The sequence below is a fragment of the Hymenobacter sp. UYCo722 genome, from assembly GCF_040547115.1.
Lineage (GTDB): Bacteria > Bacteroidota > Bacteroidia > Cytophagales > Hymenobacteraceae > Hymenobacter.
In genome coordinates, this window is the sequence record NZ_JBEPPC010000003.1 from 378,316 (window position 1) to 394,309 (window position 15,994).

The 15,994-nt window shown below is 61.0% G+C and carries 9 protein-coding genes; all 9 read right to left on the minus strand.

The features are described from left to right. Nucleotides 1-159: 159 nt before the first annotated feature. Nucleotides 160-1,062, minus strand: a complete 903-nt coding sequence (locus tag ABIB44_RS11190) for a LysR substrate-binding domain-containing protein (protein WP_354584748.1) — start codon at nucleotides 1,060-1,062, stop codon at nucleotides 160-162. 126 nt (nucleotides 1,063-1,188) lie between these two features. Next, nucleotides 1,189-2,757, minus strand: coding sequence for an acyl-CoA carboxylase subunit beta (locus ABIB44_RS11195; RefSeq protein ID WP_354584749.1), 1,569 nt, complete (start codon nucleotides 2,755-2,757; stop codon nucleotides 1,189-1,191). 227 nt (nucleotides 2,758-2,984) lie between these two features. Then, nucleotides 2,985-5,144: a S9 family peptidase gene (locus ABIB44_RS11200; RefSeq protein ID WP_354584750.1), complete on the minus strand. Its 2,160-nt coding sequence runs from the start codon at nucleotides 5,142-5,144 to the stop codon at nucleotides 2,985-2,987. 125 nt (nucleotides 5,145-5,269) lie between these two features. Then, nucleotides 5,270-5,545, minus strand: a complete 276-nt coding sequence (locus tag ABIB44_RS11205) for a hypothetical protein (RefSeq protein ID WP_354584751.1) — start codon at nucleotides 5,543-5,545, stop codon at nucleotides 5,270-5,272. A gap of 240 nt (nucleotides 5,546-5,785) precedes the next feature. Continuing rightward, nucleotides 5,786-8,401 carry an ATP-dependent Clp protease ATP-binding subunit gene (locus tag ABIB44_RS11210; RefSeq protein WP_354584752.1) on the minus strand — a complete coding sequence of 872 codons (2,616 nt, stop codon included), beginning with the start codon at nucleotides 8,399-8,401 and terminating at the stop codon, nucleotides 5,786-5,788. A gap of 160 nt (nucleotides 8,402-8,561) precedes the next feature. Beyond that, nucleotides 8,562-9,236, minus strand: coding sequence for a WbqC family protein (locus ABIB44_RS11215; RefSeq protein ID WP_354584753.1), 675 nt, complete (start codon nucleotides 9,234-9,236; stop codon nucleotides 8,562-8,564). Between the two features lie 160 nt (nucleotides 9,237-9,396). Next, a complete protein-coding gene (locus tag ABIB44_RS11220) occupies nucleotides 9,397-10,581 on the minus strand; it encodes an efflux RND transporter periplasmic adaptor subunit (RefSeq protein WP_354584754.1) in 1,185 nt (394 codons plus the stop codon). A 162-nt stretch (nucleotides 10,582-10,743) separates the two neighbouring features. Further along, a complete protein-coding gene (locus ABIB44_RS11225) occupies nucleotides 10,744-15,303 on the minus strand; it encodes a CusA/CzcA family heavy metal efflux RND transporter (RefSeq protein ID WP_354584755.1) in 4,560 nt (1,519 codons plus the stop codon). Nucleotides 15,304-15,451: 148 nt separating this feature from the next. After that, nucleotides 15,452-15,865, minus strand: a complete 414-nt coding sequence (locus ABIB44_RS11230) for a hypothetical protein (protein WP_354584756.1) — start codon at nucleotides 15,863-15,865, stop codon at nucleotides 15,452-15,454. Between the last annotated feature and the right edge of the window lie 129 nt (nucleotides 15,866-15,994).

Here is a 15,994-nt window from a genome sequence, read left to right on the forward strand (position 1 = left end):
GTAGGAGGCGTTTGTTGCTGATGCAAATTTACGTTTCTCACTGCGATTTGGATTATCCAATGATGTTATCTGAGATAACCATTGGTTATGCAAATGCCAAACGTACAGCTTTCCATCCATTTCTCAGCCCAACCCTGCCAGAAGGTTAGGCGGGCTGGTTCAAGCCAGCTGCGCCTGCGCGAAACTCAGAAACCGCTGTGCCGGCCGGGCCAGCACCTGTCCCTGCACCCACACCGCCTCAAACTGCCGGGCCAGGTGCAGCCCCCGGATGGGTACGATTTCGAGCAGCCCGGCCGCCAGCTCGCGGGCCAGCGCCCGGCGCGATACGAAGCCCAGCGCTATTGGTGCTGCTTCGAGGTAGCTCTTTATTGCTTCTGTATTGTCCAGGTAGATTGCCACGGGCAGGCTGTTGAGCTTGATTTGCTGCGCTCGCAGGGCAAATTCGAGAATTTCCAACGTGCCCGAACCCCGCTCACGCAACACCAGCGGGTGGGCCAGTGCTTCGGCCAGGGCAAGCGGCGCGGCTGGTGGGCCATCAGGTGTGGCGCGGCGCACGGCCACCAGCTCGTCGGGCAGCAGCAGTTCATAGTGCAGGTCCTTGCTTTTGGTGCGGCCTTCCACGAAGCCCAAATCGAGCTCGCCGCCCAGCAGGGCTTCGGCAATGCGCTCGGAGTTGGCGTTGAGCAGCGTAAGCTGCACCTGCGGGTAGCGAGCCTGAAAACCGGGCAGCAACCCCGGCAGCACATACTGGCTGAGGGTGGTGCTGGCCCCCAGGCGCAGGCGGCCGGCGGCCTCGTCGGGGTCGCGCAGGGCCAGCAGCTGGTCATCAAGTAGCAGCTGGGCACTGGCGACGGCTTCGGCGTGCGCTTGCAGCAGGCGGCCGGCTTCGGTCAGGCTCACGCGGTTGCCGCGCCGTGCCAGCAGACGCTGGCCATATTGCGCTTCCAACTCGCGGATGTGCTTGGTCACGGCCGGCTGGCTCACAAATAGCTCCTGCCCAGCCTTGGTAAAGCTCAGGTGCCGGGCCACGGCGGCAAACACGCGAAGGCGAAAGTCGGACATGCCCGCAAAGTAAACCGGTGCGGCGGTTGGGAGGGAGCCATGTGGGCCACCCCAGGTCCAGTAAACGAAAACGTCATGCCGGGCGCGGTGCCGGGCATGACGTTCAGGCCAGCAGCGAGCCCGCTGCTACAGCGGAATATTGCCGTGCTTTTTGCGGGGCATGGTGTCCACTTTATTCTCCAGCATCTTGAAGGCGCGAATCAGCTTCTGGCGGGTTTGCGAGGGTAAAATTACCTCATCCACGAAGCCACGATGGGCGGCGCGGTAGGGCGTAGCGAACTTCTCCTGGTACTCGTCGACCTTTTCCTGGAGTTTGGCTTCGGGGTTTTCGGCGGCCGCAATTTCGCGCTTGAAGATGATTTCGGCCGCACCCTTGGCCCCCATTACCGCAATTTCGGCGGTGGGCCAGGCGTAGTTCATGTCGGCCCCGATGTGCTTGGAGTTCATCACGTCATACGCCCCGCCGTAGGCTTTGCGGGTAATCACGGTGATGCGCGGCACGGTGGCTTCGCAGAAGGCGTAAAGCAGCTTGGCACCGTTGGTGATGATGCCGCGCCACTCCTGGTCGGTGCCGGGCAGGAAGCCGGGCACGTCTTCCAGCACCAGCAGCGGAATGTTGAAGGCGTCGCAGAAGCGCACGAAGCGGGCCGCCTTGGTGCTGGCATTGATGTCGAGCACGCCCGCGAGCACGGCCGGCTGGTTGCCCACAATGCCGATGCTGCGGCCCGCGAGTCGCGCAAAACCCACCACGATGTTCTCGGCGAAATTCTGGTGGACTTCCAGAAAGGAATTGGCATCGATAAGGCCCTCAATCACCTCGCGCATGTCGTAGGGCTGGTTAGCATTGTCCGGAATCAGCTTGTCGAGTACCGGGCGGCTTTCGTCGCCACTGGCTTCGTAGGGCTGGTGCGGAGCGGTTTCCTCGCAGTTCTGGGGCATGTAGCTCAGCAGCTGCTTGATGTGGTTGATGGCCACGACCTCATTGGCGCACGAAAAGTGCGTGACACCGCTCTTGGCCGAGTGGGTACTGGCCCCGCCGAGCTCCTCGCTGGTTACGGTTTCGTGGGTCACGGTTTTCACCACGTTGGGGCCGGTCACGAACATGTAGCTCGTGTTCTCCACCATCAGAATGAAGTCGGTGATAGCCGGCGAATACACCGCGCCGCCCGCGCACGGCCCCATGATGGCCGAAAGCTGCGGCACCACACCCGAGGCCAGTGTATTCTTATAAAAGATGTCGGCGTAGCCGCCGAGGCTCACTACGCCTTCCTGAATGCGGGCACCGCCCGAGTCGTTCAGGCCAATTACCGGTGCGCCGTTCTTCATGGCGAGGTCCATGATTTTCACGATTTTCTCGGCGTGGGTTTCGCTCAGCGAGCCTCCGAACACCGTGAAATCCTGCGAGAAAACGTACACCAGCCGGCCGTTCACGGTGCCGTAGCCGGTTATCACGCCATCGCCGAGGTAATGCTCCTTGTCCAGGCCGAAGTCTTTGGAGCGGTGCATTACAAACTTGCCGATTTCCTCGAACGAGCCTTCATCCATCAGCAAATCAACCCGTTCGCGGGCGGTGAGCTTGCCTTTTTTGTGTTGGGCATCGATGCGGGCCTGGCCGCCCCCGAGGAGGGCTTCTTCGTTTTTGCGGGCCAGCAATTCGGTTTTGGAGAGGTGGGCGTGGGCGTGCGGGTCGGGCATGAGCGGGGCTAAGCGCGCGGGTGGGATGAGTGCGCGGGAGTTGAAGCCCAAAGGTAGGTTACGGGTAGATTATGGGGGCGGGGAGTTGGCGAGGGATAGTGGAATAAAAAAACGTCATGCCGAGCGCCGCCGAGGCATCTCTACCGCAGTAGTAAATAATTACTTGCGCGGTAGAGATGCTTCGGCTGCGCTCAGCATGACGTTCCCCTTTTCGCTTCTATGCAGCCCTAGAGCGTCTTGCCCATCATCATCAGCAGAAACGCGTACTGCCGCGCCGTGTCGTCAATCGACTTGAACCGGCCCGAGGCCCCGCCGTGGCCGGCAGCCATGTCGGTGTGCAGCAGCACCAGGTTTTTATCCGTCTTCATCACGCGGAGCTTGGCCACCCACTTGGCAGGCTCGAAATACTGCACCTGCGAATCGTGCAAGCCGGTGGTAACGAGTAGGTTGGGATAGGCCTGCTTCTCCACATTATCGTAGGGCGAATACGAAAGCATGTACTTGAATTCCTCCTCCTTGGCGGGATTGCCCCACTGGTCGTACTCGCTGGTGGTGAGCGGAATGCTGGGGTCCGACATCGTCGTGACTACGTCCACGAACGGCACGGCGGCAATTACTCCCTTGTACAGGTCGGGGCGCATGTTCACTACCGCGCCCATCAGCAGGCCGCCGGCGATTCCGCCCATGGCAAACAGCTTGTCTTTGGCGGTGAACTGTTTTTTGACCGTTGCGCTGCCTACCCGCACGTCCTGCGGATGGGTTAGGAATTCCGAACAGTCGATAAAATCGTTGAAGCTGTTGATTTTGTGGCTCATGCGGCCGTCTTCAAACCATTGCCGGCCCATTTCCTGCCCGCCCCGAATGTTGCACAGCGCGTACACGAATCCCCGGTTCAGCAAGCTTAGGCGGGCGGCGCTGAAGGTGGGGTCCTGCGAGAAGCCGTAGGAGCCGTAAGCATATTGCAGTAGTGGGGCAGTACCGTCGAGCTTGGTGCCTTTCTTGTACACCAACGCCATGGGAATGAATTTGTTATCGCGCGACTTTACGAACACGCGCTCCGTCACGTAGTCGAATTTATTGTAATTGCCCAGCACGGCCTGCTCCTTTACCAGGGTGCTGGCTCGGGTGCTCATGTCATATTCAAAGATGGAAGCTGGCGTGGTGAGCGAGGTATAGTTGTAGCGCAGCACCGGCGTATCCATCTCCGCGTTCACACCGATGGTGGCGGTGTAGGCCGGCTCGTCAAACTGAATATAATGTTCCTGTTTGTCCTTCAGGCTCACCACTTTCAACTGGCGCAGGCCGCCTTTGCGCTCGTTCAGCACCACGTAGTTGCTGAAAAGCTCGAAGCCGTCGAGGAAAATTTCGGGGTGGCGAGTGAGGGCGTCGGCCCAGGCCGATTTGCCGGTGGCCGTCACCAGCGTCGTCATCAGGCGGTAGTTGGGCGCGCCCAGGTTGGTGCGGATGTAGAATTTATCGCCCAGGTGCTCCACGTCGTAGAGGTGGTCCTTCTCGCGCCGCTGAAACACCTTGGGCTGCTCAGTGGGCACGGCCGCATCAAGGTAGCGGTATTCCGACGACAGCGAACTGACCATGTTTAGGCCAATGTATTTTTTTGATTTTGAGCGGCTTACGTGCACATTAAAGGTGTTGTCCTTTTCCTCATACACCAAAGCATCGTTCTTCGGGTCGGTGCCCAGCACGTGCCGGTATACCTGGTAGGGCAGCAGCGTAGTCACGTCCTTGCGGGTGTAAAACACGGTTTTGTTGTCGGCCGCCCAAGCCATTTCGCCGCCGGTATTCTGAATCCGCTCCGGGTAATCTTTGCCCGTGGTCAGGTTGCGGAAGCGCAGCGTGTAGAGGCGGCGGCTCACCGTGTCGGTCGAGAAAGCCAGCAGCTGGTTGTTGTCGCTCACGGCCCAGTCGCCAATCTGAAAATAGGGCCGGCCAGTCCCCATTTCGTCGCCATTGAGCAGAATTTCCTCCGTGCCAATCGCACTGCCTTTTTTGCGGCAGTAGATGGGGTATTCGCGTCCGAATTCGTAGCGCGAGTAGTAGTAGTAGCCATTGTCGCGGTAGGGCTCGGTGGCGTCTTCCTGCTTGATGCGGTTTTTAATTTCCAGCGCCAGCTTCTTCTGCAAAGGCACCATGCTAGCCATTTGCTGGTCGTAGTAGGTGTTTTCGGCGTTTAAGTATTTGAGTACCGCCGGGTCGGTCGGCTTGTTTAGCCAATAGTAGTTGTCGGTGCGCTGAATGCCGAAATCGGTAAAAACCTTCGGTTTAATAGGCGCTACCGGCGGAGCCACCGGAACCGACTGAGCAAAAGCCCCACCACCGGCCAAAGCCGCGCCTGCCCCCGCGAGGGCCATTCGTTGCAGAAAATTCATAAGAAGAAGGCGATAAGTACCGTAAGAGCAGTTAGGGTGTTCTAAATCAACTAGCAAGGTAATGCATAGACGCAAAAAAGCCGGCCCTTATCGGGAGCCGGTTTTCTTAGTGAGGTCAATTGCGGTTAGTTCTTCGGCACGTCAGCCACTTTTACGCTACCGGTAGCCGTATCAACTTCGGCAAAGGTGCGCTCGCCAACCGTCACGAGAATCGTCTTCGGACCGAGCAACACCTTGCTGATTTTGCGTGGGCCGACAACGGCAGGGCAGGAGCCCACCACATCGGCCTGCCACGCCAGGCGGTTGCCCTGGTACGCCAGCAAGTGTTTGTTGTCGGTAGATACCAGATAAACCTTGCCATCGGCGAGGGCCTTCATGCCGCGCACTTGCGGCGAAGGCACAAATGAGGGGTTGCCCTGCCCAATTTCAGGCTGACGGATAACAAGTCGAGCGTTGTACGGTGCTTCTGGCTTTTGTTCCTGGGCACTGGCGGCTATTGGAGTGGCTGAAAGCAGGCCAACGGCTAGCGCGTGAAAAGTTGTTTTGAACATCATGAAAGCGAGCAAGGTGAAAGAATAGGCGCAAAGAAAAGGGCTGGCTCCCTTGCGGAAACCAGCCCTCTAACGTCTGCTAGCTAACACTTATTTCTTCGCATCCGCGTCGGGTGCTTCCGGCTTATCGGCCGGACGCTCGTCGCTGGCCAGGTTTTGGGCCTCGCCACTCTTGGTTACGGCAAAGGTCAGCTCCTCGGCACCTTCGGTGTAGTCGGCGGTAATTACATCGCCGTGCACCACCTGGGCCTTGAGAATCTCCTCGGCAATCGGGTCTTCGATATACTTCTGGATGGCTCGGTTCAGCGGACGAGCACCGTATTTCGGGTCGTAGCCTTTGTCCGACACAAAATCCTTGGCGGCTTCGGTCAGCTCGACGCGGTAGCCGAGGGCCTGCACCCGCGAGAGGAGCTTGGCCAGGCTGATGTCGATGATTTTGTGGATGTCCTTTTTGTCCAGCGAGTTGAAGACAATCACATCGTCCAAGCGGTTGAGGAACTCGGGCGAGAACGTCTTCTTCAAGGCGTTGGTGATAGTGCTCTTCGTTAGCTCATCCAAGTTGTCCTGGCGGGCCTTGGTACCGAAGCCAATACCAGCACCGAAGTCCTGCAGGTCACGCGCCCCGATGTTTGAGGTCATGATAATAATGGTGTTCCGGAAGTCCACCTTACGGCCGAGACCGTCGGTCAGGATACCGTCGTCCAGCACCTGTAGGAGCAGGTTGTACACGTCCGGGTGCGCCTTCTCGATTTCGTCGAGCAGGATGACCGAGTACGGCTTGCGGCGGATTTTCTCCGTCAGCTGGCCGCCCTCTTCGTAGCCCACGTAGCCGGGAGGCGCGCCCACCAGGCGCGACACGCTGAATTTCTCCATGTACTCCGACATATCCACGCGCACCAGCGCGTCTTCCTTGTCGAAGAGGTAAGTAGCCAGCACTTTGGCCAACTCCGTTTTACCTACACCCGTGGGGCCGAGGAATACGAACGAGCCGATGGGCTTCTTGGGGTCTTTCAGGCCCACGCGGGTGCGCTGAATGGCCTTTACCAATTGCTTGATGGCTTTGTCCTGGCCGATTACTTTGCCCTGCAACTCCTCGTTCATGTTGAGGAGTTTCTGGCTTTCGTTCTGGGCCACGCGCGAAACGGGGATGCCGGTCATCATGGCGATGACCTCGGCCACGTTTTCCTCTTTCACCGTGTAGCGCTTCTTCTTGGTCTCCTCCTCCCAGCTTTTCTTAGCGGTTTCGAGTTGGTCCAGCAGCTTCTTTTCGGTGTCGCGAAGCTTGGCGGCTTCCTCGTATTTCTGCGATTTTACCACGCGGTTTTTCTCGCCTTTGATGTTCTCAATCTGCTCTTCGAGCGTGAGAATGTCCTCGGGCACCACGATGTTGTTGATATGCACGCGGGCACCGGCCTCATCGAGAATATCGATGGCCTTGTCGGGCAGGAAACGGTCGGACATGTACCGGTCGCTCAGCAGTACGCACTGCTCAATGGCCTTGTCGGTGTACACCACGTGGTGGTGGTCCTGGTACTTGTCCTTGATGTTGTGCAGGATTTCGATGGTTTCCTCGGGCGTGGTGGGGTCCACCATCACCATCTGGAAACGACGGGCCAAGGCACCGTCTTTCTCGATGTACTGGCGGTACTCATCCAAGGTGGTAGCGCCGATGCATTGAATCTCGCCGCGGGCCAAAGCGGGTTTGAACATGTTGGAAGCGTCGAGCGAGCCCGAAGCGCCGCCGGCCCCCACGATGGTGTGCAGCTCGTCAATGAACAGAATCACGTCGGGCGACTTCTCCAGCTCGTTCATCACGGCCTTCATGCGCTCTTCGAACTGGCCGCGGTACTTGGTGCCGGCCACCAGCGAAGCCAAATCCAGCGTTACCACGCGCTTGTTGAAGAGCACGCGGCTAACCTTTTTCTGGATAATGCGCAGGGCGAGGCCTTCGGCGATGGCCGTTTTGCCCACGCCGGGCTCACCGATGAGGATGGGGTTATTCTTCTTGCGGCGGCTCAGGATTTGGGCCACGCGCTCAATTTCCTTTTCGCGGCCCACGATGGGGTCAAGCTTGTCGTCCTCGGCCAATTTGGTGAGGTCGCGGCCGAAGTTGTCGAGCACCGGGGTACGCGACTTTTCGCCGGGCTTTTTGGCCGCTCCGGCACCAGCGCCGGCACCCCGGCCGCCACCAGGCCCTGAGGCCCCAAAGAGGCGGTCGTTGTCGTCGTCGTCCGTATCGGGCGTGCGGTTTTGCGGGGCAGCACCGGCATTACCGTGGTAATCCAGCGAGTCGCGCACAGTTTCGTAGTTCACGTTGAATTTGCTGAGAATTTGGGAAGAAATGTTGTCTTCATCCCGAAGAATGGAGAGCAGCAGGTGTTCGGTGCCAATAATTTCCGACTTGAAAATCTTGGCTTCGAGGTAGGTGATTTTCAGCACCTTCTCGGTCTGCTTGGTGAGCGGAATCGAGCCGGTGATGCTGGTGCCTTGCGTAGCGGTGTTGCGCGTAGCCTGTTCGAGCGAAAACTTCAGCTCGTCGATGCTCACGCCCAGCTTGCGCAGCAAGCCGAGGGCGGTGCCTTCGGCTTCGCGAATCATGCCCAGGAGCAGGTGCTCGGTGCCGATGTAGTCGTGGCCGAGACGGATGGCTTCCTCCCGGCTGAGGGAAATCACCTCCTTGACGCGGTTTGAGAATTTAGCTTCCATGCCAATAAACGTAGTGAAAAATCAAATAAGCCCCGCGTCGGGCGAATAACACGATGTACGGGTTGGGCCGGTATGGCTTGCAAACAAGCCGGTTCGGGCGAAGGTTCGGACTAATTTTTAGTCCGGTACTATTAGCGTAACGGCGGCCGAAATCTGCGGGTTACTGCAAATAGCGGCCAGCGGCCGGGCCTTGCGAAAACAGCAGGTCCAGCACACTCAGGCCGGGCTCAAAACCTGGGCCAAACACTTGCGGGTAGGGCCGCACCAGGGCGGAGGCTGCCGGAGTGTCAGGTTCGGGCGTTTTGGGGGCGGCTTTGGGTGTCAGCCAGTCGCGCCGGTCGGCAATGCTGGGGTGGGCAGCAAGTAGACCAGCATTATCGGCAGAAGGTTGCGCGGGGTAGCGAGCGTGGTATTCGGTGGTGAGCTGCAGGGGCAGGGTGATGCGGAAGCACTTCAGCAATAAACGTAAAAACTGCTGGTTTAAGTCGAAAAGCAACGCGGGCTTGTTTACGTAAATATCGTGCAGATAGTCGGCGTAATACTCAAAATACGGGCTGTTGCCGTAAGCGGTTTGGAGCGTGCGCCAATGACGGTGAATCCAGTTTTGCCGGTAGTCGACTTCGATTTCGGCGACGCTGACCTTTTCGGCCCGGTTGCCATCGAGCACGGGCACGGTGAGCTGCTGCACCCCCTGCGCCGTGCGAATGAGGCAGCGGTTGCGGTAGGTTTGCTTGCGGTAGTGCTCATGGGCTTCGAGCAGGATGCCATCGGCACGGAGGAGCTCGGCGAACAGGGCGGCCGGGGGGTGGTAGTGAAGCTCGGTGAGAAGAATCATAAGAAGGACTAATTGCCTTGGGCAACCTAACAAAAAAACGTCATGCTGAGCTTGTCGAAGCATCTCTACCGCGCAAGTAATCCAATCGGCAGCAACGAAGCGGTAGAGATGCTTCGGCTGCGCTCAGCATGACGTTTAATGAAGTGATGCAGTGGGTTGTTTACTCGTCGCCGCCCTGGCCCTTGCTGCGCTCGGCATCCAAAAAATAAGCGCCCTTCACGACCAGGTGCGTGGTGTCGGCCAGCTTGTCGAGCGGGCGCACGGCTACCTGGCCCTGGTCGCTGGTACCGGGGCGCAGGCTGAAGCGGCGGAAAGTACTGCCCTTGGCATCGGATTTCACTTGGTAATAAGCGTAGCTGACTTCGCCGCCGGGCACGAGGGCATCTTCGGGCAGGGTGCGCTGGGGCGTGCGGCCGGTGATGATGCGGGCACTGACGTATTGGCCGGGCAGCAGGGCGGCGGCAGCGGCGGCATCTGGGCCGGTGTCGTGCAGGTGGGCATGCACGCTCACGGTGCGGCCATCGTCGTCGAAGGCTTTGCCCACTAGGAAAACCGTGGCCGGCAGGGGCCGGGTACCCGCGCCCTGGGCCGGCACCGTGAACAGAATGTCCTGGTTCACTTTCACCTTGGCAATGTCGCGCTCAAAAACTTTCAGTTCGAGGTGCAGGTCGGAGCGGTCGACCAGCTCAATCAGCACATCCTGCGGGTTCACAAATTGGCCGGGGTTCACCAGCACGGCCTTCACGTAGCCGCCAATGGGCGCGATGAGCGGCACGCTGGGCCGGATATTGCCCGGCGTGATGCGCCCGGGGCTCAGGCCGATGAGGCGGAGCTGGGCGGCGAGGCTGCCGGCGGCGGCCTGCTCGGTGCGTAGCTCGGAAGTGGCCTGCTGGAGCTTGCGGCGCGCGCCCACGTCCTCGTCGTTGAGGATTTGCTGGCGGTTGGTTTCCTGCTGCAGGAATACTATACGGGCCTGGCTCTGGAGGTAGTCCTGTTGGAGCTTGAGGTAGTCGGGGCTGCGCAGGGTGGCGAGCACGCTGCCGCGCTTCACGAACTGGCCGGGCAGCACGGGCAATTGCTGCACGTAGCCGCCCATAATGGCCGTGATGGATACTTTGTGGCTGGGCGGCACGTCAACCTGGCCCGTAGCCTGCACCTCGGTGCCCAGCGCGCGACGGGTGAAGGTGCCGAGCTCGATGCCGGCCGCCTGCAGCTGGGCTTTGCTGAGGAACACCTCGTCGGGGGCGCGGGGTGGGGGCGGGGCGGGCTTGTCGGCGGCCTCTTCCGCTTTACTGCCGCAGGCGATGAGGAAGGGGAGGAGGGCGATGTAGGGGAGGAGTTTCATGGGGATGGGTTTTATTATTTGTCAGCCGGAACAGTCGTGCTGAGCGGAGCCGAAGCATCTCTACCGCTTCGTTGGTGCGGGATTGTTTTCTTGCGCGGTAGAGATGCTTCAACTCCGCTGCGCTGCGCTCAGCATGACGTTCATTTTATTCCGTCTACTAAATCAAGGCGCATCGGCCCCAGCCAGCGCCTGGATATTGGCCACCAGCTCATTATACTGGCGCAGCTGTTCAAAATACGCCTCCTGAATTTGCCAGGCGGGCTGGGTGTTCACCACGTATTCCACGTAATTGATATCACCGGCGCGGCGGCTTTTTTCGGCCGTACCGAGGACGAGGCGAGCTTGCGGCAGCGCGTAGTTCTCGTAGTAGAGCAGCGAGGCCTGGGCGCGAGCCAGCTGCTGCCGCAGGGTGCTTAGCTGGGTGCCGAACTGCGTGTTGGCGTAGGCCAGCTGCACCTGGGCGGCTTCCTCACCGATTTTGGCGGCCGCGATGCGGGCACGCTGGGCACCGCCCAATAGCGGTACCGCAATACCGGCCTGGGCCACGCTGAAACCCTTTTCGTGGTTGATGGTCTGATTAAAATAGCCGGCGCGCAGGTCGGGCAGGCGGCGGAGCTTTTCGAGGCGACTTTGCTGCTGGCTGAGGGTGAGCTGCTGCTGGTAAAGGGCCAGCGTGGGGTTGGTGGCGGGCGTGAGGGCAGCCGTGTCGGAGGCGAGCAGAATGGCGCGGGGGCTGGCGGTGGTGTCGATACTGGCCAAATTGGACTGGCCCAGCAGCAGGGCCAGCTGGCGGCGCTGCACCAATAGTTCGGAGCGCAGGGTGGCGAGGCGGTTTTGCAGCTCGCGCGACCGTGCTTCGGCCGAAACCTGCTCCAAGCGGTTGGTTTCGCCCACCTGGTAGCGGATGCGGGCGGCGCGGGCGGCGCGCTGGTAAAGGCTGTCCTGCCGACGCAGCAGGGCCGCGAGGCGGTACGTTACCAGCAGATTGTAATAGCCCGAGCGGATGCTGCGGCTTAGCTCGCGGCGCTGGGCGCGGGCCCGGATGGAGCCGGCCTCGGCCGTGGTTTGCAGCACCTGACGCTGCGCCCCGTACACGGTAGGGAAAGCCGACTGTTGCAGCACGTTGAAGCTGTGGTCGCTGAGTGGCCCCGAAATCTGGCCGTACTGGTAGTCGAGCACCAAGCGCGGCAGGTCATAGCCGGTGCGGGCCAGGGCCTGCTGCTGCTGCGCCTGCAAGGTAGCGGCCTGCACCAGCGGGCTTTGCGCCAGGCCAGTGGTCAGGGCTTGGGAGATGCTAAGTGGCACATCCGTCGGGGCCTTCTGGGCGCGGGCGGTGTTGGGCAGCAGGGCGGCCAGGGCTACCAGCAGCAGCACGGCCACTGCCAAAACGCCCGTTGCCCCCGCCGCGCCAGCGTCTTTGGAATCAGCGTTTGTCGATTTTTTGGCTTCGGCTTTCTTTTCGGTCACGCGTTCAGCTTCGGTTTTTAGGTGATTAGCAGCACTAGATTTGCGCTCCACTGAATCTGTCGATTCCGTTGTTGGTTTGCCGCCGGTTTCTCCCAGGATTTTCGCTTCTTCCGCTTCTTCGGCGGCCACTTCGGGGCTAGGCTCGTCGTCTTTCATAAAGAAGGTGTAGAGAACGGGCAGCACCACCAGCGTGAGCAGCGTGGCCGTAATCAGCCCGCCGATAACCACGGTGGCCAGGGGTTTCTGCACCTCCGCGCCGGCCGAGCCGGACAAGGCCATGGGCAAGAAGCCCAGCGAGGCCACCGCCGCCGTGAGCAGCACCGGCCGAAACCGCTCCTCGGTGGCGCGCAGCACCCGCTCGCGCACTTTGCGTACGCCGGCCGTGGCCAGCTCGTTCAGACTGGCTACCAACACAATCCCGTTCAAAACAGCCACCCCAAACAGGGCGATGAAGCCCACGCCGGCCGAAATGCTGAAAGGCATCCCCCGGATACCCAGCGCCAGCACGCCGCCGATGGCCGCCAGCGGAATGCCCGTGAAAATTAGCAGCGCCTCCTTCACCGAACGGAAGGCTAGGAACAGCAGCATGAAAATCAGTACCAAGGATATCGGCACGGCCACGGCCAGGCGGGCCTTGGCGTGGTTCAGGTTCTCGAACTGGCCGCCGTACACGATGCTGTAGCCGGCGGGCAGGCGCAGGCCGCTTTTGAGCTTGCCCTGAATGTCCTGCACGAGGCTTTGCACGTCGCGGCCTCGCACGTTCACGCCGATGTTGACGCGGCGGCGGGCGTCGTCGCGGGAGATTTGGGCCGGGGCCGGTTTCAGGGCCACGGTGGCCACTTCCGCCAGGGGAATCTGGCTGCCGCCGGGTAGCGACACGAGGAGCTGGTTGAGGTCGTCGGGACCGCGACGGTGCAGGGAATCGAGGCGCAGCACGAGGTCGAACCGGCGCTCGCCTTCGTACACCTGGCCGGTGGTCTGGCCGGCAAAGGCGGTTTGCAGCAGCGTGTTCAGGTCGCGCACGCGCAGGCCGTACTGGGCCAGCTTGGCGCGGTCGTAAGTCACGCGCAGCTGCGGCAGGCCAATGATTTGCTCGACTTTAATATCGCCCACACCTTGCAGGGGGGTAATAAGGGCGGCGGCCTCGTCGGCTTTGGCTTTGAGAATGTCGAGGTCGTCGCCGTAAATCTTCACCGATACGTCCGATTTCACGCCCGAAATCAGCTCGTTAAATCGCATCTGGATGGGCTGCTGGAATTCCAGGCTCACGCCGGGCACGCCGGCCAGGGCAAGTTGCATCTTGTTGGCCAACTCCTCGCGGGTGCTGGCGCTGGTCCAGTCGGCGTGGTCTTTCAGAATAATCATCTGGTCACTGTCTTCCAGCGACATGGGGTCGGTGGGAATTTCGGAAGTGCCGATTTTGCCCACCACCTGAATGACTTCCGGGAATTTGCTCTTCAGAATACGCTGAATCCGAGAGGTCAGCAGGATGCTTTCTTCCAGCGACGAGCCCGGGGCCAGCGTCACGTTCATGGCGAAGTCTCCCTCGTCGAGCTGCGGAATAAACTCGCCGCCCAGCCGCGAAAACACGAAGCCGCCCAGTACCAACAGCCCCAGGGCCACGCCCACCACCAGCCAGCGCGCCCCCAGCGCCGCCCGAATAATGGGGTCGTAGAGCTTGTGCAACGCGCCCACGATGCGGTCGGCCAGGTTGGGCTTCTCGCTCACATTCTTCTTCAGGGCCCAGGCCGTGACGGCCGGCACGTAGGTGAGGCACATAATCATGGCTCCCAGAATGGCGAAGCTGACCGTGAGGGCCATGGGGCGGAACATTTTGCCTTCGATGCCCGTGAGCGAGAGGATGGGCAGGTACACAATCAGGATGATGAGCTGGCCGAACAGGGCCGAGCGCATGAGCCGGTTGGTGACGCCCTCGGTGATGTCGTCCATCGTTTCGTGGGCGGCTTTGAGGCGCTCGTGCAGCAGGTGGGCGATGACGGCCTCCACGATAATCACGGCCCCGTCCACGATGAGGCCGAAGTCCAACGCGCCCAGGCTCATCAGGTTAGCCGACACGCCGAAAGTCCGCATCATGCCCAGCGCGAAGAGCATGCACAGCGGAATCATGCCCGCCACCACCAGCCCGGCCCGCAGGTTGCCGAGCAGCAGCAGCAGCACCAGCACCACGATAACGCCGCCCTCAATCAGGTTCTTCACCACCGTATGAATGGCTCTATCCACCAGCTTGGTGCGGTCGAGGAAGGGCTCAATTTCGAGGCCTTTGGGCATCGATTGCTGAATTTCGGCCACCCGGGCCTTCACGTTTTTGATGGTGACTTCGGAGCTGGCGCCTTTCAGCATGAGCACCACGCCGCCCACGGCTTCGCCCAGGCCGTCGCGGTTCATGGCCCCGTAGCGCACGGCGTGGCCAAAGCGCACGGCCGCCACGTCGCGCACCAGCAGCGGCGCGCCGCCTTTATTAGCGCCATCCACGGGCTTCACCACGATGTTGCCGATGTCCTGCAGCGAAGTGGCCCGGCCCTCGCCCCGAATAAAAAACGCCCGGGGGCCGCGCTCCAGGTAGCTGCCGCCGGCGTTGCCGTTGTTGGCCTGCAGGGCTTCGTAGAGCTCGGCCATGCTCACGCCCGCGCCGGCCAGTCGGGCGGGGTCCACGCTCACCTCGTACTGCCGCACGTAGCCGCCGAAGCTGCTCACATCCACCACGCCCTCCACGCCGGCTAGGCGGCGCTTCACCAGCCAGTCCTGCACCTCGCGCAATTGGGCCAGGCCATACTGCTTCTCGTAGCCCTTTTTGACTTTGATGGTGTACTGGTAAATCTCGCCCAGGCCGGTGGTGATGGGGGCCATGCCCGGCGAGCCAATGCCCTGCCCGAGGTCGGCCTCGGCCACTTTCAGCTTCTCGGCCACCAGCTGCCGGGTGTGGTAGGTGTCCACGTCTTCTTCAAACACCACGGTAATCACCGACAGCCCGAAACGGGATATCGACCGGATTTCCGTGACGCCCGGGATGGTGCGCAGCTGCAGTTCGAGCGGCACGGTGATGAGCTGCTCGACCTCCTGCGCTGCCAGCGCCGGGCTTTGGGTGATGACCTGCACCTGGTTGTTGGTGACGTCCGGAATGGCGTCGAGCGGCAGGCTGGCCGCCGAAAACACGCCCCAGGCCACGAGCCCGGCCAGCATGAGAGCCACCAGCAGCTTGTTGCGAATGCTAAAATTAACAATTGCCGAAATCATGCGATACGGTGCAAAGTCGCGCAAACTAGACGCAGCCAATGGCCGGCCCGGAAGGCGCTAAAAATCCAATAAGAGAGGGGAGGGGGCCGGAATTCGGGGCCAGCACCGGTTTAGGCACGGGCACACTGCGTCCGGGGGCGCAACCGGGCTACGCTCGGGGCGGCTGGCCCAGCGAGCTGCTGAAAGTGAAGGCGTAGCGCGGTGCCGTGGCCGCCCGATAGGCCGACGCAACGGCCGTTTCGGTCCGGCCCGCGAACACCAGCCGCGTCGCAGCCACCACCACAAAACTCACCGTGCCGCCGTGGTGGGAGCGCAGGGGCAGATTGTGATGGTCTTGCTGGTGGCGGGGCGAGAGCGTGCAGCCCGCGTAGTGCTTGGTGCCCGCGCCGTAATGCTCGGCAATGAACTGGCCAAAAGTCAGCCCGCCGCCCGCGGCCGAGTGGTGGTACTGGTAATGCTCGACCAGCTGCGGCAGCTTGGCCAGCTCGCCCAAATCATTCTCGGGCACGAAGCTGCCCAGCAGCATCAGGATTCCCAGAAAGAAGGCAAGCGGAGCGCGCATATCGGGGGAGGAACGGCCGGGCCGGGCGAAAGTTTGCCGCACCCGGTGAATTAAGTGAATCTTAAGCCGTGGCGGAGTGGCGGGGCGGGGCACAAAGAACGGCACGGTTCTGCATACGCCATTGCGCAT